The sequence below is a fragment of the Thermocatellispora tengchongensis genome (assembly GCF_014202315.1).
Lineage (GTDB): Bacteria > Actinomycetota > Actinomycetes > Streptosporangiales > Streptosporangiaceae > Thermocatellispora > Thermocatellispora tengchongensis.
The window spans coordinates 584,021-606,905 of sequence record NZ_JACHGN010000004.1 but is presented as its reverse complement, the minus strand read 5'-3'; the positions used below and the strand labels follow the sequence as shown (position 1 = coordinate 606,905).

Annotated in this window: 23 protein-coding genes and 1 rRNA gene; 13 read left to right on the top strand and 11 right to left on the bottom strand. The window is 71.5% G+C overall.

Annotated elements, in window-relative coordinates; translation table 11 throughout:
- The first annotated feature begins 131 nt into the window (after nucleotides 1-131).
- Nucleotides 132-248 (top strand): 5S ribosomal RNA (gene rrf, locus HNP84_RS12095).
- A 150-nt stretch (nucleotides 249-398) separates the two neighbouring features.
- On the opposite strand, the gene HNP84_RS12090 is transcribed toward rrf, so the two are convergent.
- Together HNP84_RS12090 and HNP84_RS12085 are read right to left on the bottom strand one after the other, a co-directional pair.
- Entirely contained in the window at nucleotides 399-872 is a 474-nt protein-coding gene (locus HNP84_RS12090) for a GNAT family N-acetyltransferase (RefSeq protein WP_185049700.1), read from the bottom strand.
- Nucleotides 869-1,339, bottom strand: coding sequence for a MarR family winged helix-turn-helix transcriptional regulator (locus HNP84_RS12085; RefSeq protein ID WP_185049699.1), 471 nt, complete (start codon nucleotides 1,337-1,339; stop codon nucleotides 869-871). The genes HNP84_RS12090 and HNP84_RS12085 overlap by 4 nt, the downstream gene beginning before the upstream one ends.
- A gap of 138 nt (nucleotides 1,340-1,477) precedes the next feature.
- Here HNP84_RS12085 and HNP84_RS12080 point away from each other — a divergent pair, with 138 nt between their 5' ends.
- From HNP84_RS12080 to HNP84_RS12070, 3 genes are all read left to right on the top strand, one after another.
- Nucleotides 1,478-2,665, top strand: coding sequence for an MFS transporter (locus HNP84_RS12080; protein WP_185049698.1), 1,188 nt, complete (start codon nucleotides 1,478-1,480; stop codon nucleotides 2,663-2,665).
- A 341-nt stretch (nucleotides 2,666-3,006) separates the two neighbouring features.
- A complete protein-coding gene (locus HNP84_RS12075; RefSeq protein ID WP_185049697.1) occupies nucleotides 3,007-4,833 on the top strand; it encodes a substrate-binding domain-containing protein in 1,827 nt (608 codons plus the stop codon).
- A gap of 172 nt (nucleotides 4,834-5,005) precedes the next feature.
- Nucleotides 5,006-6,031: a serine hydrolase gene (locus tag HNP84_RS12070; protein ID WP_312924508.1), complete on the top strand. Its 1,026-nt coding sequence runs from the start codon at nucleotides 5,006-5,008 to the stop codon at nucleotides 6,029-6,031.
- Between the two features lie 3 nt (nucleotides 6,032-6,034).
- Here HNP84_RS12070 and HNP84_RS12065 read toward each other — a convergent pair whose 3' ends face one another.
- Genes HNP84_RS12065 through HNP84_RS12045 form a run of 5 tightly spaced genes read right to left on the bottom strand, consistent with a single transcriptional unit; the run spans nucleotide 6,035 to nucleotide 10,464 of the window.
- Nucleotides 6,035-6,751, bottom strand: a complete 717-nt coding sequence (locus HNP84_RS12065) for a response regulator transcription factor (RefSeq protein WP_185049696.1) — start codon at nucleotides 6,749-6,751, stop codon at nucleotides 6,035-6,037.
- A gap of 30 nt (nucleotides 6,752-6,781) precedes the next feature.
- Nucleotides 6,782-7,609: a phosphate ABC transporter ATP-binding protein PstB gene (pstB, locus tag HNP84_RS12060; RefSeq protein ID WP_376771867.1), complete on the bottom strand. Its 828-nt coding sequence runs from the start codon at nucleotides 7,607-7,609 to the stop codon at nucleotides 6,782-6,784.
- Nucleotides 7,610-7,634: 25 nt separating this feature from the next.
- Complete coding sequence (gene pstA / locus HNP84_RS12055; protein WP_185049694.1) at nucleotides 7,635-8,525, bottom strand: phosphate ABC transporter permease PstA; 891 nt, start codon at nucleotides 8,523-8,525, stop codon at nucleotides 7,635-7,637.
- Nucleotides 8,525-9,466, bottom strand: coding sequence for a phosphate ABC transporter permease subunit PstC (pstC, locus tag HNP84_RS12050; RefSeq protein WP_185049693.1), 942 nt, complete (start codon nucleotides 9,464-9,466; stop codon nucleotides 8,525-8,527). Before pstC ends, pstA begins: the two co-directional genes overlap by 1 nt.
- Nucleotides 9,466-10,464, bottom strand: a complete 999-nt coding sequence (locus HNP84_RS12045) for a PstS family phosphate ABC transporter substrate-binding protein (protein ID WP_221336125.1) — start codon at nucleotides 10,462-10,464, stop codon at nucleotides 9,466-9,468. Before HNP84_RS12045 ends, pstC begins: the two co-directional genes overlap by 1 nt.
- A gap of 206 nt (nucleotides 10,465-10,670) precedes the next feature.
- Between HNP84_RS12045 and HNP84_RS12040 the strand changes: the two genes are divergently transcribed.
- Both HNP84_RS12040 and HNP84_RS12035 read left to right on the top strand, forming a co-directional pair.
- Nucleotides 10,671-11,156 carry a low molecular weight protein-tyrosine-phosphatase gene (locus HNP84_RS12040; RefSeq protein WP_246518033.1) on the top strand — a complete coding sequence of 162 codons (486 nt, stop codon included), beginning with the start codon at nucleotides 10,671-10,673 and terminating at the stop codon, nucleotides 11,154-11,156.
- On the top strand, nucleotides 11,153-11,968 hold the full coding sequence (locus HNP84_RS12035; protein ID WP_185049692.1) for a fructosamine kinase family protein: 816 nt from the start codon (nucleotides 11,153-11,155) through the stop codon (nucleotides 11,966-11,968). Before HNP84_RS12040 ends, HNP84_RS12035 begins: the two co-directional genes overlap by 4 nt.
- Here HNP84_RS12035 and hisN read toward each other — a convergent pair.
- From hisN to aroA, 3 genes are all read right to left on the bottom strand, one after another.
- On the bottom strand, nucleotides 11,965-12,759 hold the full coding sequence (hisN, locus tag HNP84_RS12030) for a histidinol-phosphatase (protein ID WP_185049691.1): 795 nt from the start codon (nucleotides 12,757-12,759) through the stop codon (nucleotides 11,965-11,967). The two genes, HNP84_RS12035 and hisN, sit on opposite strands and share 4 nt — an antisense overlap.
- Nucleotides 12,760-13,305: 546 nt before the next feature.
- The gene (gene rsgA, locus HNP84_RS12025; RefSeq protein WP_185049768.1) at nucleotides 13,306-14,340 is read right to left on the bottom strand and encodes a ribosome small subunit-dependent GTPase A; all 1,035 of its coding nucleotides are present in this window, start codon (nucleotides 14,338-14,340) and stop codon (nucleotides 13,306-13,308) included.
- Nucleotides 14,337-15,638, bottom strand: a complete 1,302-nt coding sequence (aroA, locus tag HNP84_RS12020; RefSeq protein WP_185049690.1) for a 3-phosphoshikimate 1-carboxyvinyltransferase — start codon at nucleotides 15,636-15,638, stop codon at nucleotides 14,337-14,339. Before aroA ends, rsgA begins: the two co-directional genes overlap by 4 nt.
- A 79-nt stretch (nucleotides 15,639-15,717) precedes the next feature.
- Between aroA and HNP84_RS12015 the strand changes: the two genes are divergently transcribed.
- Both HNP84_RS12015 and HNP84_RS12010 read left to right on the top strand, forming a co-directional pair.
- Nucleotides 15,718-16,482, top strand: a complete 765-nt coding sequence (locus HNP84_RS12015) for an SOS response-associated peptidase (protein WP_185049689.1) — start codon at nucleotides 15,718-15,720, stop codon at nucleotides 16,480-16,482.
- Nucleotides 16,483-16,704: 222 nt separating this feature from the next.
- On the top strand, nucleotides 16,705-17,037 hold the full coding sequence (locus HNP84_RS12010) for a TraR/DksA family transcriptional regulator (protein WP_185049688.1): 333 nt from the start codon (nucleotides 16,705-16,707) through the stop codon (nucleotides 17,035-17,037).
- Nucleotides 17,038-17,047: 10 nt separating this feature from the next.
- Here the strand turns inward: HNP84_RS12010 and HNP84_RS12005 are convergent, their stop codons facing one another.
- The gene (locus tag HNP84_RS12005; protein WP_185049687.1) at nucleotides 17,048-17,785 is read right to left on the bottom strand and encodes a methyltransferase domain-containing protein; all 738 of its coding nucleotides are present in this window, start codon (nucleotides 17,783-17,785) and stop codon (nucleotides 17,048-17,050) included.
- Between the two features lie 317 nt (nucleotides 17,786-18,102).
- Between HNP84_RS12005 and HNP84_RS12000 the strand changes: the two genes are divergently transcribed.
- From HNP84_RS12000 to HNP84_RS11980, 5 genes are all read left to right on the top strand, one after another.
- Nucleotides 18,103-18,708 (top strand): sigma-70 family RNA polymerase sigma factor, encoded by a 606-nt coding sequence (locus HNP84_RS12000; RefSeq protein ID WP_185049686.1) that lies wholly within the window; start codon nucleotides 18,103-18,105, stop codon nucleotides 18,706-18,708.
- Nucleotides 18,705-18,992, top strand: coding sequence for a mycothiol system anti-sigma-R factor (gene rsrA / locus HNP84_RS11995; RefSeq protein WP_185049685.1), 288 nt, complete (start codon nucleotides 18,705-18,707; stop codon nucleotides 18,990-18,992). Before HNP84_RS12000 ends, rsrA begins: the two co-directional genes overlap by 4 nt.
- A 67-nt stretch (nucleotides 18,993-19,059) precedes the next feature.
- The gene (locus HNP84_RS11990; protein ID WP_185049684.1) at nucleotides 19,060-20,004 is read left to right on the top strand and encodes an NAD-dependent epimerase/dehydratase family protein; all 945 of its coding nucleotides are present in this window, start codon (nucleotides 19,060-19,062) and stop codon (nucleotides 20,002-20,004) included.
- Between the two features lie 223 nt (nucleotides 20,005-20,227).
- Nucleotides 20,228-21,574: an HD-GYP domain-containing protein gene (locus HNP84_RS11985; protein WP_185049767.1), complete on the top strand. Its 1,347-nt coding sequence runs from the start codon at nucleotides 20,228-20,230 to the stop codon at nucleotides 21,572-21,574.
- Complete coding sequence (locus HNP84_RS11980; protein WP_185049683.1) at nucleotides 21,571-22,842, top strand: HD-GYP domain-containing protein; 1,272 nt, start codon at nucleotides 21,571-21,573, stop codon at nucleotides 22,840-22,842. The genes HNP84_RS11985 and HNP84_RS11980 overlap by 4 nt, the downstream gene beginning before the upstream one ends.
- Nucleotides 22,843-22,885 lie beyond the last annotated feature (43 nt).

Sequence of the window (22,885 nt, the reverse complement as noted above, 5' to 3'; positions counted from 1 at the left end):
TAACGTGTGGAGCTGACCGGTACTAATAGGCCGAGGACTTGACCACAAAGCAGTTTTGCTCGCGTCCACTATGTGATTCTGAGACAGCAACCAGGTAACGGTAGGTTGGTTGGTTGTGTGTTTCATAGTGTTTCGGTGGTTTTAGCGGTGGGGAAACACCCGGTTACATTCCGAACCCGGTAGTTAAGCCCTCCAGCGCCGATGGTACTGCACTGGGGACGGTGTGGGAGAGTAGGTCACCGCCGGACAAATATTGATCAGAAAGGGCCATCCCGGTTGGGATGGCCCTTTCTGCGTTTCAGGGTCCATTGTGTTTCAGGGCCCTTTTGGTGTTTCGCCGGTGGTCATCGTTTTGCGGGTGGTCAGGGTTTCGGAGGTGGTCAGGGTTTCGGGGGTGGTCACGGCAGGGACAGGAGGTAGCGGCGGAGCCGGCCGTCGGAGCCCTGGTCCACGGCGCCGAGGCGGACTGCCACCCGCTGCGATGCCTCGTTGTCCTCGTCGGTCTCGATGAGGATCCGGGTCAGGCCGGCCTTCGCCCCCTCGGTGAGGACCGCGCGGGCGGCCTCGGTGACCAGGCCGTGGCCCCAGTGGGACGGGTCGAGGCTGTAGAGCAGTTCCACTTCGCCCGACTCGTGCGGGCGCAGGCCGCAGACGCCGACCAGGGCGCCGTCGCGGTGTATTCGCCACAGGCCGTAGCCGTCGCGGGCGATGTCGCTCTCGGCGATCAAGGTGGCGACGAGGGTGGGATCGACCTCCTTTCCGTCGAACAGGTAGCGCCTGACGTCGGGATGGTTCCAGTGCTCGCGTAGTGCGTCCGCGTCCTGCCGGGTGGCGGGACGTAGTTCCAACCGTTCCGTGCGCAGGGTCGTCATGGGGCCGTGCTCCTCGGCTGGGGATCGACCTTGATGCTCAGCTTCTCCAGAGCCTGCACCAAGGGGGTCAGCTCGGGAAGCTCTGCCGCCTCGGCGAGCGCGGCGTCGAGGGCCGCGTTGTGGGTGGGGACCGCCTCGTTCAGGAGCTTGAGGCCGGCATCGGTGGGCTCGGCGTAGATGCCGCGGCGGTCCTCGGGGGAGATCACCCGGGAGAGCAGGGCGCGCTCCTCCATGCGGGTGACGAGCCGGGTGGTCGCGCTCTGGCTGAGGACGAGTTTGTCGGCGAGCTGCTGCATGCGTACGCGCTTGCCGGGCTCCTGGCCGGCGAGGTGGTGCAGGGCGCAGAACTCGTTCACGCTCAGCCCGTGCGCCTCCTGGAGCGCGCGCTCGATGCGGTCCTCGATCCGGTTCTGCAACGCGGAGAGAGTCCGCCAGCCCTGGGCCCGGTCCTGCTCGGGACGTGACATGACTCACCCTCCTCGCGGTTGCCCCGCCTAGTACTTGCATGCTGAGATAGCAGGCGTCTGCAAATATCAGGCGTGTGCAACTAATGCATGCGCTTCCTACTGGCGTTCGCCGTTCATCGTACCTGGGGAGGAACCACCATGCCGCTCGCGCTCTTCGCGCTGGCCCTAGGGGCCTTCGGCATCGGAACCACCGAGTTCATCATCGCGGGGCTGCTCCCCGATCTGGCGGCCGACTTCGGCACCTCCATCCCCACGGCCGGGCTGCTCGTGTCCGGATACGCCATGGGCGTCGTCGTGGGCGCTCCGCTGGTGACCGCCGCCGGGGCGCGGCTGCCGCGCAAAACCATGCTGGTCGGGCTCATGGTGCTGTTCATCGCCGCCCATGTGCTCTCGGCCCTCGCCCCGTCGTACGGCGCCCTGATGACGGGCAGGATCGTGGCGTCCTTCGCGCACGGGGCGTACATCGGGATCGGGTCCGTGGTCGCCGCCGACCTGGTACGCCCGGAGAGGCGGGCCAGCGCCATCGCCCTGATGTTCATGGGGCTCAGCCTGTCCAACGTGCTCGGCGTCCCGTTCGGCACCTTCCTCGGGCAGAACTTCGGCTGGCGGGTCGCGTTCTGGACGGTCGCCGTGATCGGTGTGGCCGCGCTGGCCGGGATCGTGGCCCTGGTGCCCGCGGGCGCGCGGCCGACGACCGGGCTGCGGCACGAGCTGGCGGCGTTCCGGCGCGGTCAGGTGTGGCTGGCGCTGGCGATGACCGCGCTCGGCTGGGCGCCGCTGCTCGCCGTGGTCACCTACGTCGCGCCGCTGCTGACCGAGGTCGCCGGCTACTCCGCCGACGCGGTGCCGTTCGTGATGGTCCTGCTCGGGCTGGGCATGCTCGTCGGCGGGCCGATCGGCGGCCGGTACGCCGACCGCGCCCTGATGCCCACCCTGTACGCCCTGCTCGCCGCGATCACCGTCGTCGCCGTGGTGCTGCTGCTCGCAGCCGGCGACCAGGTGGCCGTGGTGGTCGTGCTGACCCTGTACGGGATCGTCGCCTCGGCGGTCATCCCGCCCTTGCAGAGCCGGGTCCTGGAGCAGGCCGTGGCCGCGCAGGCCCTGGCGTCGGCCGCCAACGTCGCCGCGTTCAACCTCGGCAACGCCATGGGCCCGTTCCTCGCCGGTCTCGCGATCAGCGCCGGGTTCGGCTACACCTCGCCGATGTGGGTGGCCGCGCTCCTCGGCGTGTCGGGGCTGGCGGTCGCCCTGCTGTCGGGGGTGCTGGACCGGCGGCGTCCGGCGGCCGAGCCGGAGCACACGGCCGCCTGCGTCGCCGCCTCGTAAGCGACACGCCTCCGTACTGATATCTGTGGGACTGATGTGGTCCGTGGGGTCTGTCACTAGGATGCCCAGGAGGCGGGGGCATGTACGCAGATCTACCGTTATAAGGGCGAGATGTGGGCGGAAGCCACCGGGAACCGGGTTTGGGGCGGGGCGAGGCGCAGGCCGGGGTGGGCGAGGGCCTGCGCCCGCCGCCGCCCGATGGGGCACGGTGGCCGGGCCCGCCGTCCAGCAACAGGCCGCGGGTCGGGCGGTTCCGGGGCGGGTTCTCGGGGTCCTCGAACGGGTGGGACGGGTTCTCCGATTCCCGGACGCGGCTCGGCGGGGTGCGGGAGCCGCATGACGTGCGGGTATGGCCGCCGTTCGGGGTTCCGGTCGAGCTGCCCGAGCCGCGGTTGCGCGGCAGGCGGGCGCAACGGGACATGCGGGAGGCGCCGGGCAGGCGGACTCCCGCGCCGGCGGTGGTGCGCAGGCGGCGGCGCGGTGGGCGGGCGGTCGCGGTCTCCTGCATGGTGATGCTGACCGCCATGGTGGGCGGCGCGTCCTGGGCGATGATGGGCAGGCCGGCGTGTGCGGCCTCGGAGCTGTCCGTGGTGGCCGATCCGCAGATCGCGCCGGTGCTGCGGCAGCTCGGCGGCATCGCGGGCGGGTGCGCGGTCGCGGTCGTGGCCAGGTCCTCGGCGGAGGTGGCCGACGCGCTGGCCCGAGGGGAGGCGGCGCCGGACGTGTGGGTGCCGGAGGACTCGGTGTGGCCGGGGCTGGCGGTGGAGCGGGGCGCGCCGCGGCGGCTGGCCGGCGCCGCGCCCTCGATCGCGCGCACACCGGTCATCCTCGCCGTCCGGCAGGAGATGGCCACGAAAATCGCGGTGAAGGGCGCCAGGCCGACCTGGAACGTGCTCGCCCCCTCCGACCAGGTGGTCACCGAGAACAAGCTGACGGTGATGCTGGCCGATCCCGCCGTCAGCGCGGCGGGCATCGCGGCGGTGGACGTGTTCGCGGCGGCCATGGGCGACCGGGACGACTTCGCCCAGGTGATGGCGGAGGTCCTGCCGGACCTGCGGCGTTCGGTCCTGTCCGGCCCCGCGGACCTGCTCGCGGCGCTCGACCCGGACGACGCCGCCGATGCCGACGACACCGATGCTGCCGCCGACACCGATGCCGACGGGGACGAGCCGATGGTGGTCGTCCCCGAGCAGGCGCTCTTCGCGCACAACACCGCCGGGCCGCGCCGCACGGCGATCGGCCTGTACCCGCCCGAGGGCGCGGTCGCGCTGGACTACCCGTACGTCGTGAGCGCGGAGGACCCGGCCAAGCGGGAGGCCGCGGCGGCGTTCCTGGAGGTGATCAGGTCCGAGCGGGGCGCCGCGGCCGTGCGGGCGGCCGGGTTCCGTACGCCCGACGGCCGCGCGGACGCCCGGATGTCCGACCAGTACGGTCTGCGCGCCGAGGAGCCCGCCCGGATTCCCGACCCGCCCGCCGAGGTGACCGCGCAGGCGCTGCGCGGGCTGCGGCTGCTGCTGGCGCCCACGCGGACGGTCGTACTGGTGGACACCTCCTGGTCGATGCGGCAGAAGGTGCGCGGCACCGCGGACACCCGGCTCTCGCTGGCCGCCAGGCTGGCCGAGGAGGGGGTGCGCGGGCTGCCCGAGGGCAGCGAGGCGGGCGCGTGGCGGTTCGCCACCGATGTGGACGGCGACCGCGACTACCAGGAGGTCGTCCCGGTCGGCCCGGCCGGGGAACGGGCGGAGCGGATCGGGGACGAGCTGCGCGGGCTGCGCAAGAAGATCGGCGGGCACACCGGCCTGTACGACGCCGTGCTCGCCGCCGTCGAGGAGGCCGGGCGCCGGGACGATCCCGCGCAGGTCGGCATGGTCATCGTGGTCACCGACGGGCGCAACGACCTCGGTGAGAAAGGCGAGAAGGGCGGGAACGGCGAGCGGGGCACCTCGCTGGACGACGCGGTACGGGCGCTGCGGGAGGGCTACGACGCGGAGCGGCCGGTCACCGTGGCCGCCCTCGGGTTCGGGCCGGATGTGGACCGGGCGGAGCTTGAGGCCATCGCCGGGGCCACCAACGGCCGGGCGGTCGTGGCCGGCACCGCGGACGAGGCGCGTACGGCGCTGCTGGATCTCTTCGCCCGCCCCGCCTGCCTGACCGCGTGCCCGTCGTGACCGGTGGGACGGTTGGGGTAAAAGCCGCCCTGCGTTAAGAGTGGGTTGCGAGTCCTCGGGAGTTCTAAGGAGATTCGCCGGTATCGGGCTAGGCTCAGCACAGTCGTCGTGATCGATCCCTTATCGGGACAGATTCCCTGTATATGCGGTAGCGAGAAGACAGGGCGGGGACGTGGCGAGACGTGGATCCCTGAGACCGAAGGCGGTGCTGGGCGCGGCCGCGCTGCTGGCGCCGATGCTGGTGTGCGGGTGCTCCGGCGACGCCGGGCGGCGCGCGGAGGCCGCCGGGAACCGGGCGGCGTCGGCTCCGGCCTCACCCGGCCCGACCGGCCCGCACGGGGCCCGGAGCGCGCCGGCGTACGAGGCGCGCGGGGAACAGGTCGCCGAGGCGCCGCCCGCGATCGTGGCCGAGGACGTCACCCGTACGCTGGACCGCTTCCTCGCCGGGCGCGGCGGCCGGGTGACCGCGATGGTGCGCGACCTCGCCACCGGGCGGACGTACCGCTACCATCCGAAGCTGCGGCTGGACACCGCCAGCACCGCCAAGATGGACATCCTGATGGCGCTGCTGCTGAAGACCCCGTGGAAGAAGCTGAGCGCCGAGGCCAGGGCCGACGCCGAGCTGATGATCAAGTACAGCGACAACAAGGCGGCCGACCGGCTGTGGTTGCGCATCGGCGGGCCGGAGGGGCTGACCCGGGCCGGGCGCAGGTTCGGGCTCAAGCACACCACGGCCGTCGGCGGGCGGTGCGTGGACCTGTACTGCTGGGGCATCACCGAGACCTCGGCGGAGGACCGGGTGCGGCTGCTCACCCGGCTCGCCGCCGGGAAGGGGCCGCTGCCCAGGGCCGACCGCGACCAGGTGATCCGGCTGATGACCGGGGTGATCCCGGAGCAGAAGTGGGGCGTGAGCGCGGCGGCGTGCGACGGGGACGTGGTCGCGCTGAAGAACGGCTGGCTCAGGCACGTCTCGAACCGGCGGTGGGCCGTGGCGAGCGTGGGGCTGATCCGCGGCGACGGCCAGGACTACGCGGTGGCGGTGCTCACCGAGGACGGCGCGACGCTGGAGGAGGGGATCGCCAAGGTGCAGGGCGTGGCCAGGCGCATCATGGCCGCGTTCCGCGGCGAGCGTGGCTGCGGCGATACCGCCGCCAAGCTCGCCGAGGGACAGATCCTGCTGCGCGCCACCTTGGAATAGTGTTCAGGTGGGGGTCACCAGGCGGTAGCCGACGCCCCGTACAGTCTGGATCAGACGGTCGTCGGTGTCGCCGAGGCGGGCGCGGAGCCGTTTCACGTGGACGGCGATCGTGTTGGTCGAGGTGGTGTCGGCGGAGTTCCACACGTGACGCATGATCTGCTCACGCGTCACCGTGCGGTCGGCGTTGCGCATGAGGTAGTGCAGCAACTCGAACTCGCGCAGCGGAAGGTGCACGGCGCGGCCGGCGACGCGTACCTGGTAGGCCTGCACGTCGAGCTGGACGCTGCCGACGGCGAGCACCTTGCGGGCCGAGGCCTCGCCGGTGAACGCCGCCTGGACCATGGGCAGCAGCTCCGGCACTCGGTACGGCCGTGCGACGCACGCCGTCGCACCCGCGGCCAGCGCCTGTACGGCCTCCTCGGCGTGTCCCTCGCCCACGCCGAGGAGGACCGGCATCGAGCGCGACAGCCGTACGGCCCGGATGAACTCCACCGGTCCGATCACGGGCAGCGTCGCGCTGACCAGTACCACGTCGGGCTGCAGCGCGCCCGCCTGGATCAGCCCCTGCGCACCGTCCGCGGCGCCCGCCACGTCCACGCCCTCGCGTTCCAGCGCGGACGCCAGATCGTGCACGAGCGCCGTGTCCGGATCGGCGACCAGCAGCATGGGCGCCGTCCGAGTGTCCCCGTCCACCTCGGGTGCCGTCTGCGGCTGGATCACCCGGGTCCTCCAATGGGTCAGGCCGAGCGATCAGCCGAAGCGGCCCGTGATGTAGTCCTCGGTCCGCTTGTCGCTCGGGTTGGTGAAGATGCGGCTGGTCTCGTCGAACTCCACGAGGCGGCCGTGCCGTACGCCGGCCTCGTCCACCTCGGCGGTGAAGAACGCCGTGCGGTCGGAGACGCGCGCGGCCTGCTGCATGTTGTGCGTGACGATCACGATGGTGTATTCGCGCGTCAGCTCCTGCATGAGGTCTTCGATCTTGGTGGTGGCGATCGGGTCGAGCGCGGAGCACGGCTCGTCCATCAGGATGACCTCGGGCTTCACCGCGATGGCGCGGGCGATGCAGAGCCGCTGCTGCTGACCGCCCGAGAGCGACAGCGCGTTCTGCTTGATCTTGTCCTTGACCTCGTCCCAGAGCGCGGCCTTGGTCAGGGCCTCCTCCACGACGTCGTCCATCTTGCCCTTCATGCCGTTGACCCGCGGGCCGTAGGCGATGTTGTCGTAGATGGACTTGGGGAACGGGTTGGGCTTCTGGAAGACCATGCCGATGCGGCGGCGGACCTCGATCGGGTCCACGTGGGCGCCGTACAGGTCCTCGCCGTGGTAGGCGATCTTGCCCACGGCGCGGGCGCCGGGGATGAGGTCGTTCATCCGGTTGAAGCAGCGCAGCACGGTGCTCTTGCCGCAGCCGGACGGGCCGATCATCGCGGTGATCTCGCGGTTGCCGATGTTCATGTCGACGCCGCGCACGGCCTCGTAGTCGCCGTAGAAGACGCTCAGCCCGGAGACGGTGAACACCGGGTCGAGGGCTTCGGCGTTCTTGGGGGCCTCGGTTCCACGCACGGCGAGGTTCGGCATGGAGGTTCTCTCGGACATTTCGCTATCACCAGCGCTTCTGGAATCGGTTGCGGAGCCAGATGGCGACGGAGTTCATCAGCAGCAGGATCGCCAGCAGCACGACGATCGCCGCGGAGGCGAGGATGTGGAACTCCTCCCGCGACTGGCTGATGAAGCTGTAGATCTGCAGGGGCAGCACGGTGAAGCTGCTCCAGACCCCCTCGGGGTTGAAGCGCACCAGCGTGGCCGCGCCCAGCATGAGGAAGGGCGCCGCCTCGCCGATCGCGCGCGACAGCGCCAGGATCGAGCCGGTGGCGATGCCCGGGATGGCCGAGGGCAGCACCTGGCGGTAGATCGTCTGCCACTGGGTGGCGCCGAGGGCGAGGGAGCCCTCGCGGATCGAGGGCGGCACCGCCCGGATCGCCTCGCGCGCGGAAATGATCACGATCGGCAGCACCAGCAGCGAGACCGTGATGGCCCCGGTCATCACCGTGAACCCGAAGTCGAGCCAGCGGGCGATGATGCCCAGGCCGAGGATGCCGTAGACGATCGACGGCACCGCGGCCAGGTTGCTGATGTTCAGCTCGATCAGCTTGTTGTACCACTTGGTCTTGTCGGCGTACTCCTCCAGGTAGACCGCGGCGAGCACACCGGTCGGCAGCGCCATCAGCGCGGTCAGCCCGATGATCCACAGCGTGCCGAAGATGCCGGACTGGACGCCCGCGGTCTCCGGACGGCGGATGGAGGGCATGGACTCCCACAGCGTGGAGTCCAGGCGGGGCCAGCCCTCCTGCACCACGTAGATGAGCAGCATCGCCAGGAAGCCCAGCGCGATGATCAGGCTGGACAGCAGCGTGATCCGGAAGATGTGCTCCCCGATCGGGCGCCCCTGGCGGGCCAGGCGCACGGCGCTGGCGGGGGTCGTCAGGACGGTCATCAGTCGTACACCTCGCGGTATTTCTGGACCATGCGGGCGCTGAACCAGTTCATGGCGAAGGTCATGATGAACAGCAGCGATCCGACCGCGAAGATCGTCTTGTACGCGATGGAGCCGACCGAGGCGTCGCCGGAGCCGGCCTGCGCGATGAACGCGGCCATGGTGGACATCTCGTTGGTCGGGTTGAAGGTGAACACGGCCTTGAAGCCACCGGCGATGGCCACGATCATCGTCTCGCCGGCCGCCCTGGAGATCGCCAGGATGATGGCCGCGACGATGCCGGAGAACGCGGCCGGCACCACCACGCGTACCGAGGTGAGCATCTTGGACGCGCCCAGCGCGTAGGACCCCTCACGCAGGCCGTTCGGCACCGCGGCCATCGAGTCCTCCGACAGCGACGCCACGATCGGGATGATCATGACGCCGACGAGGAGGCCGGCGGCCAGCGCGTTCTTCGCCTCCAGGTCCAGGAAGGGGAACCAGCTCTGCAGGAGCGGGGTGACGAAGACCAGCGCGAAGAAGCCGAACACGACGGTCGGGACGCCGGCCAGGACCTCCAGGACCGGCTTGAAGATCTTGCGGACCCGGGGGGTGGCGTACTCCGACAGGTAGATCGCGGCGGCCAGGCCGAGCGGCACGGCCACGAGGATCGCGATCAGCGTGATCTCCACGGTCGCGACGATGATCGGCCAGACGCCGAACGCGGGCGGGTTGAACAGCGGCCCCCAGTTGGTGGAGCCGAAGAACTCGCCCAGGCTGATCTCCGAGAAGAACTCGATGGTCGGCTCGATGAGGGCGGCCACGATGCCGACCGTCGTCGCCACCGAGATCAGCGCCGCGATGAGGAGGATCGTCTTGACGATGAACTCGCCGTAACGCGGGCGCGACCGCGCCAGGGACCTGCCGGTCCCCGGAGCGGTCGCTCGGCTCTGCGTGGCCATCAGCCCGCCTGGCTCTTCAGCGCCTGAAGGTCGGACTTGAGCTTGGCCGTCTGCTCGGCGTTGAGCGGGATGTACTTGGCGTCCTTGGCGATGGCGTCGATGTTGTTGACGTAGAAGTCGAGGAACGCCGCCACCTCGGGCCGCTTCACCGACGCGGCCGACGGGTAGATGAACAGCGGACGCGACAGCGGGGCGTAGGTGCCGTTCTGCGCGGTCTCGACGCTCGGGGCGACGCAGCCGTTGCCGCTGTCGATCTGCACCGCGGTCAGCTTGTCGGCGTTCTCCTCGAAGTAGGTGAAGCCGAAGTAGCCGAGACCGCCCTTGGCGCCCGAGACGCCGGTGACGATGTCGTTGTCGTTCTCGCTCGGGCTGTAGTCCTTGCGGCTCGCGCCCTCCTCACCGTTGATGGCGTCGGTGAAGTAGTCGAACGTGCCGGAGTCGGTGCCGGGACCGTAGAGCTTGAGCTCCTCGGCCGGGAACTTGGGATCGACGTCCTTCCAGGTCTTGATCTTGCCCTCGGCCGCCGGCTCCCACATCTTCTTGAGCTGGTCGGTGGTCAGGCAGGTGGCCCAGGTGTTCTCCTTGGGCACGACCACGGTCAGGGCGTCGGTGGCGACGGTCAGCTCGCTGTACTTGATGCCCTTGGCGTCGCAGGCCGCCTTCTCCTCGTCCTTGATCGCGCGGGAGGCGTTCTGGATGTCGGTCTCACCGGCGCAGAACTTCTCGAAGCCACCACCGGTGCCGGAGGTGCCGACCGGCACCTTGACCTGCGGCTGCTCCTCGCCGAACAGCTCGGAGGCCGCCTGGGTGAGGGGGGCGACGGTGCTGGAGCCGTCGGCCTTGACCTCGCCCGTGAGGGCCGCCGCGTTGGTCTCGGTGCCCTGGGAGGCCGAGTCGGTGCCACCGGTGTTGCTGTCGCCACCGCCGCAGGCCGCCGCGAGTGCGACCACGAGGGCGGCCGTCGCCACCGCGCTCAGGCGGCGCTGTCCACTGGTCACGGTATGTCGTCCTTCTCCGTAGTGAGATCCCGTTTCCCGTTGCACCTAGAGACAACTGCTCGAAAGTGAACGGAAATGAAACGAGCAATGACCGACCATGGAAGAGGTGGGCGGCGGAGTGTGAATATGGTGTCAAGAGGCCCATGGGAGCCCCATGCGCCGGTCAAGAGCGGCGGCGTTGCGCGGGGCCCTGGCACGCTCCTGGCATGCTGGAGGTCATGAGCTACCACGTGTGCCTGGTGTGCATGGGCAACATCTGCCGCTCCCCGATGGCCGAGGTCGTGCTCCGGCGCACCCTGGAGGACCACGGCCTGGGCGGCCTGGTCACCGTGGACAGCGCCGGCACCGGCGGCTGGCACGAGGGCGAGCCCATGGACGAGCGGGCCGCGGCGGCACTGGCGGAAGCAGGATACGACGGCGCCGCGCATCGGGCCAGACGGTTCCTGCCGGAGTGGTTCCAGCGCGCTGACCTGGTGCTCGCCATGGACACCGACAACCTGCGCGCCCTGCGGAAACTCGCCCCGCCCGGCGCCGACGTTCGGCTGTTTCGCTCCTTCGACCCCGCCGCCCCCTCCGGCGCCGTGGTCCCCGACCCCTACTACGGCGGCGCCGAGGGGTTCGCCGAGGTGCTGCGCCAGATCGAGGCCGCCGCCGAGGGCCTGGCCAAGCACCTGGCGGAGAAGCTCACGTGACGGCCGGCGTACGGCTCGTGCGCGAGCTGGGGGCCAACCACGCCTGGCGGCTGCACCGGGGCGAGCTGCCCGACGGGCGTCCGGCCTTCGTCAAGTCAGGGAACGTTTCCCAGTTGTTCATCTCCGAGGCCGCCGGGCTGCGCTGGCTGGGCGAGTCGCGGGCGGTCGCGGTGCCCGAGGTCTACGACGTCACCGACGACCGGTTGGTCCTGGAGTGGATCGAGCCCGGCGACGCCACCGCCGAGGCCGCGCGCCGGCTGGGCGGCGAACTGGCCCGCATGCACCGCGCCGGCGCCGAGGCGTACGGGGCGCCGTGGCCCGGCTTCATCGCCGAGTTGCCGATGCCCAACGAGCCGGCCCCGACCTGGCCGGAGTTCTACGCCGAACGCCGCCTGCGCCCCTTCATCCGTACGGCCCTCGCCGCCGGCCGGTTGCGCGCCGACGACGCCGCGCTGCTGGAGGAGGTCATCGAGCGGCTGCCCGAACTGGCCGGGCCGCCCGAGCCGCCCGCGCGCATCCACGGCGACCTGTGGAGCGGCAACGTGCTGTGGACCCCGGGCCGGGCCGTGCTCGTCGATCCGGCCGCGCACGGCGGCCACCGCGAGACCGACCTGGCCATGCTCGCCCTGTTCGGCGCCCCCCACCTCGCCGCGATCATGGAGGCGTACCAGGAGGAGCACCCGCTCACCGAGGGCTGGCGCGCCCGGGTGCCGCTGCACCAGCTCCACCCGCTGCTGGTGCACGTGTGCCTGTTCGGCGAGGCGTACCGCGGCAGCCTGCTCGACGCCGCGGCCCGCTGCCTGGAGCTCTAGCCGATCGAGGCGGTGCCGAGCCGGCGCAGCACCTCGTCGTGCAGGGTGCCGTTGGTGCACACCAGGCTGCCGCCCTCCAGGCCGGGCACGCCCGCCAGGTCGGTCCACACGCCGCCGGCCTCCTCCACGATCACGGTGAGGGCGGCCATGTCCCACGGCGACAGCTCGGGCTCCGCGGACAGGTCCACCGAGCCCTCGGCGACCATCATGTGCGACCAGAAGTCACCGTACGCGCGGGTGCGCCAGCACGCCCGGGTCAGGTCCAGGAACTCCTCCAGCCTGCCCGCCTTCTCCCACTCCTCGATGTCGGAGAAGGAGAACGAGGCGTCCTCCAGCTTGGCCACCGAGGACACCTGGCACCGCGTGGCCTTGGTCAGACCGCGCCCGGTCCAGGCGCCGCCGTCACGGGCGGCCCACCAGCGCCGGCCGAGCGCCGGCGCCGACACCACCCCGACGACCGCCTTGCCCTGGTCCATCAACGCGATCAGCGTCGCCCACACCGGCACGCCGCGCACGTAGTTCTTGGTCCCGTCGATCGGGTCCACGATCCAGGACCGGGCGCCCCCGCCCGTCGAGCCGAACTCCTCGCCCACCACGGCGTCCCGCGGCCGGGCACGGCGCAGCGTCCCCCGGATGGCCTCCTCCACGGCACGGTCGGCGTCGCTCACCGGAGTCAGGTCCGGCTTGGTCTCGACCCGCAGGTCCACGGCCTTGAACCGGCGCATCGTCAGATCGTCGGCGGCGTCCGCCATGACGTGCGCGAGCCGCAGGTCGTCGCTGTAATCCGTCACGGAGAGACACTAGCGTGCTTTAGGCGATTGCTTCGCAATACGCGGGCTTGGGCGCCCTTCAGGGTCGTGTCTTTCCGTCGTCGCTCTGGTCGCTGCGCTCCCTGCGCTCCTCCTCCAGACACGACCCGCGCCCAAGCCACCACTACCCCGTTACCAAATCCTCCTAGCGAGACCCGCCCACCCGGTAAGGGCGCCCCGCAGGGGGGCGTGCTCATGGACCCCGCCCACCTGCGCAGAGCGTCCCGCAGGTCGTGCTCATGGCCCCCGCCTACACCCCACAGAGAGCGCCCCCGCAGGGTCGCGTCTTCCCCTCGTCGCTCTGGTCGCTTCGCTCCCTGCGCTCCTCCTCCAGACACGACCCGCGCCCAAGCCACCACTACCCCGTTACCAAATCCTCCTAGCGAGACCCGCCCACCCGGGAAGGGCGCCCCGCAGGGGGGCGTGCTGATGGCCCCCGCCCACCTATGCGAAGGCGCCCGGCAGGGGGCGTGCTCATGGCGCCCGCCTACCGAAGCTATGAGACGTGCCCGCGTTCGGTGTGTTGTGTCAGTCGGGGTCGGGTTCGCCTTCTCGGCTGGCCAGGAGGCGTCTTAGGGAGGTGAGGCGGGCCGGGTCCGCGTTGCCGGCTGCGACCCAGGCGTCCAGGGCGCAGTCGTCGTCGCGGTGGGTGCAGCCCTTGGGGCAATCGACGGTGCCCTCTACCAGGTCGGGGAAGGCGGCCACGACCGTGTCGGGGGAGACGTGGGCCAGGCCGAAGCTGCGTACGCCCGGCGTGTCGATGATCCAGCCGCCCTCGGGGAGCTCCAGGGCCACCGCCGAGGTGGAGGTGTGGCGGCCGCGGCCGGTCACCGGGTTGACGTGCGACACCGCGCGCCCGGCCTCCGGGACCAGGGCGTTGACCAGGGTGGACTTGCCGACGCCGGAGTGGCCGACCAGGACGCTGATGCGGCCGGTCAGCTCGGCGCGCAGCGGGTCGAGGTCGCCGCCCTTGCTGACCACGACGTACGGCACGCCGAGCGGGTCGTACTGGGCCACCAGCTCGTCGGGCGGGGCGAGGTCGGCCTTGGTCAGGCACAGCAGCGGGTCGATCTCGGCGTCGTACGCCGCGACGAGGATGCGGTCGATCATGCGCGGCCGGGGCGGGGGATCGGCCAGCGCGGTCACGATCACGAGCTGGTCGGCGTTGGCCACGATGGGCCGCTCGATCCCGTCGGTGTCCTCGGTGTCGTCGGCGGACCGGCGCAGCAGCGACGTGCGCGGCTCGGCGCGTACGATCCGGGCCAGGGTGTCGGGGCGGCCGCTCACGTCGCCGACCAGGCGCACCCGGTCGCCCACCACGATGCCCTTGCGGCCCAGCTCACGGGCCTTCATCGCGACCACGAGCGTGCCGCTGGCCGACACGCCGCGCCGGCGGCGCCGCTCGCCGCCGGGCTCCACCAGGCAGGTGTAGCGGCCGCGATCGACCGCCACCACGAACCCCTCGACGGCGTCCTCGTGGGCAGGACGGATGCGGGTACGCGGCCGGGACCCCTTGCCGGGCCGGACCCGTACGTCGTCCTCGTCGTACTCCCGCCTTCTCAGTTGCCGCCCTCCTCCAGCCCCAGCATCTCGGCCCACATCCGCGGGAACTCGGGCAGCGTCTTGCCGGTGGTGGCGATGTCCTCCACGCCCACGCCCGGCACGGCCAGGCCCAGCACGGCGCCGGCCGTGGCCATGCGGTGGTCGGCGTAGGAGCGGAAGACGCCGCCGCGCAGCGGGCGCGGCCGGATCTCCAGCCCGTCGGCGGTCTCGCGGGCGTCGCCGCCCAGCCGGTTGATCTCGGTGGCCAGCGCGGCGAGCCGGTCGGTCTCGTGGCCGCGCAGGTGGGCGATGCCGCGCAGCCTGCTCGGCGAGTCGGCCAGCGCCGCCAGCGCGGCGATGGCCGGGGTCAGCTCGCCCACGTCGTGCAGGTCGGCGTCGATGCCGGCCACACGGCCGGTGCCGGTGACCACCAGGCCCTCGGCCGACCGGCTCACCGAGGCGCCCATCTCGGCCAGGATGTGCCGCAGCTCGTCGCCGGGCTGGGTGGTGCGCTCGGGCCAGCCGGGGATCGTGACCGTGCCGCCGGTGACCATGGCGGCGGCCAGGAACGGCGCCGCGTTGGACAGGTCGGGCTCGACGGTCGTGTCGGCCGCCGCGATCGGCCCCGGCTCCACCCGCCACACGTCGGGCTCGGAGTCGTCCACGCTCACGCCCAGCTCGCGCAGCATCTGCACGGTCATCAGGATGTGCGGCGCCGAGGGCACCGGCGGGCCCTGGTGGCGCACGGTGACGCCCTTGGCGAAGCGGGGGGCGGTCAGCAGCAGCCCCGAGACGAGCTGGGAGGACGCCGAGGCGTCCAGCGTGACCTCGCCGCCCTCGATCGGGCCGCGCACGGTGAACGGCAGCGCGTCGCCGTCGACCCGGGCGCCCAGCGACCGCAGCGCGGCCAGGATCGGGCCCATGGGCCGCTTGCGCGCGTGGGCGTCGCCGTCGAAGAACACCTCGCCGTCGGCCAGCGCGGCCATCGGCGGCACGAACCGCATCACCGTGCCCGCCAGCCCGACGTCGATCCGCGCGCCGCCGCGCACCGGGCCGGGCACGATCGCCCAGTCGGCGCCGGAGGCGGTCTCGTTGGAGGCGGTCATCGTGGCGCCGAGCGCGCGCAGGGCCGCGGCCATCAGGTCGGCGTCGCGGCTGCGCAGCGCACGACGTACGGTGCCGGGGCCGTCGGCGAGCGCGGCGAGCAGCAGCGCCCGGTTGGTCACCGACTTGGAGCCGGGGAGCGGCACGGTCGCGCGGACCGGCCCCGCCGCGACCGGAGCGGGCCAGACTGGGGTGGCATCGGGCCGTTGAGACATGGTTCACAGCCTACCGGCCGTGCCGGAGCGTACCGCGGGCGTCGCGCGCGGGAGCGGGAGAAGTGGCACTCTGGGGGACATGTGCGGGAGATACGCCTCGGCGCGGAAGAAGCACGAGCTGCTGGAGGAGTTCAGGGTCGCGGTGGACGCCGTGCCCGACAAGGAGCTGCGCGAGGACTACAACGTGGCCCCCACCAAGGAGGTCTACGCGGTCCTGGAGCGCAAGCCGAAGGGCGAGAAGGGGCAGGACGGCGATGAGCAGGGCGCGTCCGCCGTGCGTCAGCTCCGCACGCTGCGCTGGGGGCTCGTGCCGCCCTGGGCCAAGGACCCCTCGATCGGGTCCCGCATGATCAACGCGCGGGTCGAGACGGTGGCCGAGAAGCCGGCGTACAAGCGGGCGTTCGCGCAGCGGCGCTGCCTGCTGCCCGCCGACGGCTACTACGAGTGGTACCAGATCGACAAGAAGCGCAAGCAGCCCTACTTCATCCACCCCGCCGACGGCTCGGTGATGGCCATGGCCGGCCTGTACGAGTTCTGGCGCGACCGGTCCCGGCCCGACGACGACCCCGAGGCGTGGCTGGTGACCTGCACAGTGATCACCACCACCGCAGAGGACCACCTCGGCCGCATCCACGACCGCATGCCGATGCTGGTCGAGCGCGAGCGCTGGGACGACTGGCTCAACCCCGGCCTGACCGAGCCCGCGGACGCCCGCGCCCTGCTGGTGCCCGCCTCGCCCGACACGCTGGAGGCGTATCCGGTCTCGACCGCGGTCAACAGCGTGCGCAACAACGGCCCCCACCTGCTGGAGCGCCAGGAGCCGGAGGAGGGCGCGCTGCTGTGACGGCGTCCTTGACCAGGGGCGCGGATTTTGTCACCTCCGTCGGAAAAGACGGTGTCACACCGGTGTAAGAAGGTCGTCGAACGGGCATCCGGTGAGGAAAGCGCTGGCCCCGCACCAGTCCGGCGGGGCCGCCACATACGGTTCATGCCCCCTTAGCGCGCACGGCGGGAGATCCGGGGTATCCCGCTGCGAGGCGCCCTCATCTCTCCCGGAGGTGCGTTCGTGGACGACGCGACCGCGCGTAAGCGCTTGAAGACCATGTTCGCCGAGCTCGAACGGTCGATCGGAGTGCTACGGGGCGATCCGGTCGCGATACGCGAGCGTTCGGCGGCCGACGCGGGCGCCGACCTGACCGACGCCGACCGCAACCAGGCGATGCTCGACGTCGCCACGCTGCAGCTCAAGGCGGTGACCGAGGCGCTCGCCCGGCTCGACGAGGGCCGCTACGGGCGCTGCGTCGACTGCGACAAGCCGGTGCCGGAAGGCCGCCTGGAGGCCAGGCCGGAGGCCGCGCGCTGCGTGCAGTGCCAGTCGCGCCTGGAACGCCGCCGCTGACGCCCGGCGCTCACCCCTTCTTCTTGGCGCTGGCCACGAGGTGGATCCCGACGGTGTCGTCATCGTCGGGATGCGCCTCCAGCTCCGTACGCACCAGCCAGGCCAGGGCCCGCGAGTCGGAGGCCAGCACGTGGTCCACGGTCGAGGGCGACAGCACCGTGCGCGGGCGGATCCACTCGACCTCCAGGCCCGCGCCCACCAGCAGCTCGCGGAGCTGGCCGCTGCTGAAGCACCGGGTGATGCTGCCGTCGGGCCAGGGCACCAGCATGACCTCGCCCGTCTGGCACAGGTGGGCCCAGTAGTTCTGCTCGGCCAGTATCGCCATGCCCAGCACCAGCGAGTCGACGCAGACCAGCGCCCGGCCGCCGGGCCGCAGCACCCTGGCCACGTCCTTGATCGCCGACTCGGCCATCAGCTCCACCGACAGCGCCCGCTCCTCCGCGACCACCGCATCGACGCTCTCGTCGGGCAGGAAGCCCAGGTCGTCGGCGCGGATCCGGCGGATCTTCTCCGCGTCGTGCAGCTTGGCCTGCCCCGCCAGCCGGAAGTCGATCACCTCGATGACGCGGTGCCCCGACCGCGCCGCCTGCGCCCCCCACTGCCCCCCGCCGCCGGACAGGTCCAGCAGGACCGAGGGCTGTTCGGGGAGCCACCGGCTGAGCTGTTCGGCGGCGACCGCGCGGTAGAAGGTCCAGTACGGCCCCAGCGTTCCTGAGCCGTTCAGTTCTTCGGCCGGAATGGGCAGCACTCGCGGCTCCTGTGCATCGGGGTCTTCCGGGAATCTGGCTACCAGCCGGTACGTAGTCTTTTTCCCCGTACCGGGTCTATCGTCACCTTCTATCTTGCGCGAACAGCCGCGCCGGCCGTGCCGTCTCGCGGGAACACACGGCCGGGCCCGGGTGTTGTAGGCCGTCGTAGCACGATCTTCTCCCGAGAGGTTGGCCGCGCATGGTGGCGCTGCTCGAACACGACACTCGTCCCCGTCGCCGGGCGGACGACGGCGAGCGGGTATCCTCCGTCGATAACGGTATCCCGCTTCGTCCGGGCACCGGCGATCTTAAGGGGGTGGGTCCGGTCCCTGCGACACGCGCGGAGACTCTGGAGCAGCGGAGCGAGCGGTTCGAGCGTGACGTCATGCCGTACCTCGACCAGCTCTACTCGGCCGCGCTCCGGATGACCCGCAACCCTGCGGATGCGGAGGATCTCCTCCAGGAGACCTTCGCCAAGGCGTTCGCGTCCTTCCACCAGTTCCAGGAGGGCACGAACCTCAAGGCCTGGCTGTACCGCATCCTCACCAACACCTTCATCAACAACTACCGCAAGAAGCAGCGCGAGCCCAAGCAGGCCGGCACGGAGGAGATCGAGGACTGGCAGATCGCCCGTGCCGAGTCCCACACCTCCGCCGGGCTGAAGTCGGCGGAGATCGAGGCGCTTGAGCACCTGCCCGACAGCGACGTCAAGCAGGCCCTGGCCGCGCTTCCCGAGGAGTTCCGCATCGCGGTCTACCTCGCCGACGTGGAGGGGTTCCCCTACAAGGAGATCGCCGACATCATGGGCACTCCGATCGGCACCGTGATGTCGCGGCTCCACCGGGGCCGCCGCCAGCTTCGGGCCCAACTGGAGGATTACGCGCGCGAGCGCGGTCTGGTCCCGGCGGAGGGATCGAAATGAGCTGCGGCAAGCCCCACGAAACCGACTGTAGCGACGTGCTCGACGCCGTCTACAGCTATCTCGACGGCGAGATCGACCCCCAGGACCGCGCCCAGATCCGGGTGCACCTGGAGGAGTGCGGGCCGTGCCTGGCCGAGTACGGCCTGGAGGAGGCGGTCAAGAAGCTGATCGCCAAGCACTGCGGCTGCGAGCAGGTCCCCGCCGACCTGCGCTCCAAGGTGCTCAACCGGATCGAGGAGGTCCGGGTGCAGATGGTCGAGGGCCGGCTGGAGGTCGCCGACTGACACCGGCGGCGCCGCCGGCCCGCCGCCGCCCCTAGGATCGTCACAACGCACAACGGAGGGGCTTGGCATGCGGGTGCTTGTGACGGGCGGGGCGGGCTTCATCGGGTCCACGCTGGTGGACCGGCTGCTCGACGAGGGCCACGAGGTGGCCGTGGTCGACGACCTCAGCTCCGGCGCCCGGCCCAACCTGGAGCGCGCGGCCCGCAGCGGGAAGATGACGCTGCACGTGCTCGACGTACGCGACGCCGCCCTCGCCGGCATCGCGGCGCAGTTCCGGCCCGAGGTGGTGTGCCATCTCGCCGCCCAGATCAGCGTGCGCAAGAGCGTGGCCGACCCGGTGCACGACGCCCGGCTCAACGTCGAGGGCACCGTCAACGTCCTGGAGGCCGCCCGCGCCGCCGGCACCCGCAAGGTCGTCTTCGCCTCATCGGTCGCGGTCTACGGCCGCCCCGAGGTGATCCCGGTCCCCGGCGGCGCCGCCACCGACCCGCGCTCGCCGTACGCGGCCTCCAAGCTCAGCGCCGAGGTCTACCTCGCGACCTACCGCGCCCTGCACGGCATCGAGTACACCACGCTGGTGCTGTCCAACGTCTACGGCCCGCGCCAGTCGCCCGAGGGCGAGGCCGGCGTGGTGTCCATCTTCACCGACGCCCTCCTGTCGGGCGCGCCCACCGTCCTGTACGGCGACGGCACCCAGACCCGCGACTACATCTACGTGGACGACGTGGTCGACGCCTTCGTACGCGCCTGCGGCCCGGTCGGCGACGGCGGCCGGTTCAACCTCGGCACCGGCGTCCAGACCACCGACCGCCGCCTGCACACCCTCGTGGCCGAGGCCGTCGGCGCCCCCGACAACCCCTCCCTGGCCCCCGCCCGCCTCGGCGACCTCCCCGCCATGGCCGTGGACCCGGCCCCGGCCGCCGAAGCCCTCGGCTGGCGCCCGCGTACCGACCTGCCCACCGGCCTCAAGGCCACCGTCGAATGGGCCCGCACCCGTCACACGTCCGGCTGACGCCTCTCCGCGCCCACGCCCACCCCGGGCTGTGGCACGCGGTGAGGGGTTGGTTACGCTTTGCTTGCGATTCTCGGAGTGGGCCGCGTGCGTGTGGTTCGCTTCTGTAGCCTGAGTTGCGGAAATCGACGTGGAGGCGGCGCATGTGTATGGGCATGACCAGCCGGGCGGCGGGCATCTCCTGGACGTGAGCGCGCGCCTGTAGCACCGTTAGGTGGCCGCATTGCGTGGACTGCCGTGGTACGCCAAGCTCTATCTGACCGCCGTGATCGCGGTGGCCTTCGGGCTGCTGGGGCACGGTCTGGCGGTGGGCCGGTTCGAGCGGGTCGACTGGTCCACGCTGCTCGTGCTCGCGCTGCTGTTCCTGGTGTGCGAGTCCGTGCCGACCCTGCTCAACGTCAAGCAGGCCGCGATCTCGGTCAGCTTCTCCGCGGCGCTGGCCGCCGTGGTGCTGGTGGGGCCGCCGGGGGCGGCGCTGGTCGGCATGACGGCGGTGTTCAGCGTGCGGCCGGGCCTGGCGCTGACCAAACGGCTGTTCAACGGGGCGCAGTTCACGATCTGCGGGTACGCCGCGGGCGAGGTGTTCGTGCGGCTCGGCGGGGTCGCCGGGGTGCCGGAGATCGAGAACTTCGAGGAGCTGATCCTGCCCTTCGCGGGCGCGGCGGCGGTGTACGTGCCTCTGAACTTCGCGCTGATCGCGGTGATGCTGTCGCTGGCCGCGCAGGTGGACCGGGTGCCGGTGCGCGGCATGGTGCAGTTGCTGGCGTCCTACCTGGGCTACGCGACCTTCGGGCTGCTGATCGCGGGGCTGTGGGCCACCGTGCAGTCGATCTCGGCGGTGCTGGTGCTGCTGCCGCTGTTCGTGGCACGGTGGGCGTTCGGGCAGTACCTCGCGCAGCAGCGCTCGTACGACGCGACCATCGCCGCGCTGTGCCAGGCCGTGGAGACCAAGGACTACTACACGCGCGGCCACTGCACCCGCGTGTCGCTCGCCTCGACCATGATCGCCGAGGAGATCGGCATGGGCCCCGAGCGGCTGCGCGCGATCCGCTACGCCGGCATGCTGCACGACGTCGGCAAGCTCGGCGTGCCCACCAAGGTGCTGCAGAAGGAGGGGCCGCTGACCGAGGAGGAGTACGCCGCGATCCAGTTGCACCCCATGCGCGGGCTGGAGATCGTGCGCGGCATCGACTTCCTCGACGAGGCGTTCGCCGGGATCATGCACCACCACGAGCGGCACGACGGCACCGGCTACCCGATGGGCCTGGCCGGTGACGAGATCCCGGAGTTCGCCCGGATCATCGCGGTGGCCGACGCCTTCGACTCCATGACCTCCGACCGCTCCTACCGGGGCGCCCGGCCGGTGCCGGTGGCCATCGAGGAGCTGCGCAAGGCCGCGGGCACGCAGTTCGACCCGGTGATGGTGGCGGCGTTCGTCAAGGCGGTGGAGCGCGACGGGTGGGAGGCGCCGCGCAAGGTGCCGGTGCCGCCGGGCGAGGAGGCCGAGACCGTCGTGATCAAGGACCATGACGACCCGACGACGCCCATCCAGGTGGTGTCCGAGCGATGATCGACTCTCCCCGGTCCTGGCAAGGGCTCGACTCCGGCCAGTTGCTGCTGATCTGCGCCGCCGGTTTGGTCACCGTGGCCGGGGTCGCCCACACCGCGGCCGTGGGGCTGCACGACGCCTCGGTCGCGGTCGGCTTCGGCGCGCTGATCGCGACCGGCGAGCTGGCCCGGCTGACCATGCCGGGCAACCGCGAGGTCGCCCCGATCAGCACCGCCGCCGCGCTCGGCTACACCCTGCTGCTCGACATGGGCGGGCGGCAGGCGCAGCACTCGGCGCTGCAGGTGGTCGCGGTGCTCGCGGTCGGCATGATCGCGGGCGCCCTGCCGCACCTGGCGGTGGGCCGCCCGCCCCGCCTCGACGCGATGGCGCGGCGGTTGCTGACCGGCGCGCTGCTCGCCTTCGCGTTCCGGCCGCTCGCCGAGCCGCTGTACGAGATGACCTCGCACTCCGACCAGTGGACCCCGGTGCTCGGCGTGATGGCCGCCATGATCCTGCTCGCGCTGCTGTGCGACATCGTCGTGGCGGCGCTGCTGCGCGCCGACCAGGTGCGTACGGCGTTCCCGGTGGCGGTGCGCGACGAGCTGCGCATGGCCGCGCCGCTCGGCGCCGCGGTCGCCGCGTCCGGCCTGCTGCTCGCGCTGGCCGCGCACAGCATGGACATGGCCGCGCTGCTCGTCTTCGCCGCCCCGCTCCTGGTCACCCAGGTCGCCTTCCGCAAGTACGCCGGCATCCGCGCCACCTACCTGCAGACCGTGCGCGCCCTGGCCCGGGTCACCGAGGTCGGCGGATACGTCGAGCCCGGCCACTCACGGCGGGTGAGCCGCCTGTCGGTGGCCGTGGGCCGGGAGATGGGCCTGGCCGAGCCGGAGCTGCTGGAGCTGGAGTACGCCGCGCTGATGCACGACATCGGCCAGCTCTCCCTGCGCGACCCGATCCCGGGCGGGGCCACCGTGCTCACCGACCCCGCCCAGGCCCGCAGGATCGCCGAGCTGGGCGCGGAGGTGATCAAGCAGACGGGCGTGCTCGACCGCGTCGCCGAGATCGTACGCCGCCAGTGCGACCCCGTCGCCGAGGGCCCGCCGCTGGCCAGCCGGATCATCAAGGTGGCCAACGGCTACGACGACCTGATGGGCGGCTCCACCGACCGCGACCGGGCGGGCGCCGCGCTGGAACGGCTGCGCCTGGCCGCCGGCACCGAGTACGACCCCGCCGTGGTCGAGGCCATGGCCCGGGTCGTCGATCGCCTCGCCCCGCTGCACCGGTTGTAGTCCGCGGTTTCACCACCGATTCACAAGCGCGCAACATGCGTTG

What these genes read in the sequence shown, in the direction of transcription:
- HNP84_RS12090 (WP_185049700.1), bottom strand. Translation starts at nt 872, where the DNA reads ATGACGACCCTGCGCACGGAACGGTTGGAACTACGTCCCGCCACCCGG.
- HNP84_RS12085 (WP_185049699.1), bottom strand. Translation starts at nt 1,339, where the DNA reads ATGTCACGTCCCGAGCAGGACCGGGCCCAGGGCTGGCGGACTCTCTCC.
- HNP84_RS12080 (WP_185049698.1), top strand. Translation starts at nt 1,478, where the DNA reads ATGCCGCTCGCGCTCTTCGCGCTGGCCCTAGGGGCCTTCGGCATCGGA.
- pstB (WP_376771867.1), bottom strand. Translation starts at nt 7,609, where the DNA reads ATGCCGAACCTCGCCGTGCGTGGAACCGAGGCCCCCAAGAACGCCGAA.
- pstA (WP_185049694.1), bottom strand. Translation starts at nt 8,525, where the DNA reads ATGACCGTCCTGACGACCCCCGCCAGCGCCGTGCGCCTGGCCCGCCAG.
- pstC (WP_185049693.1), bottom strand. Translation starts at nt 9,466, where the DNA reads ATGGCCACGCAGAGCCGAGCGACCGCTCCGGGGACCGGCAGGTCCCTG.
- HNP84_RS12040 (WP_246518033.1), top strand. Translation starts at nt 10,671, where the DNA reads ATGCTGGAGGTCATGAGCTACCACGTGTGCCTGGTGTGCATGGGCAAC.
- aroA (WP_185049690.1), bottom strand. Translation starts at nt 15,638, where the DNA reads ATGTCTCAACGGCCCGATGCCACCCCAGTCTGGCCCGCTCCGGTCGCG.
- HNP84_RS12015 (WP_185049689.1), top strand. Translation starts at nt 15,718, where the DNA reads ATGTGCGGGAGATACGCCTCGGCGCGGAAGAAGCACGAGCTGCTGGAG.
- rsrA (WP_185049685.1), top strand. Translation starts at nt 18,705, where the DNA reads ATGAGCTGCGGCAAGCCCCACGAAACCGACTGTAGCGACGTGCTCGAC.
- HNP84_RS11990 (WP_185049684.1), top strand. Translation starts at nt 19,060, where the DNA reads ATGCGGGTGCTTGTGACGGGCGGGGCGGGCTTCATCGGGTCCACGCTG.
- HNP84_RS11980 (WP_185049683.1), top strand. Translation starts at nt 21,571, where the DNA reads ATGATCGACTCTCCCCGGTCCTGGCAAGGGCTCGACTCCGGCCAGTTG.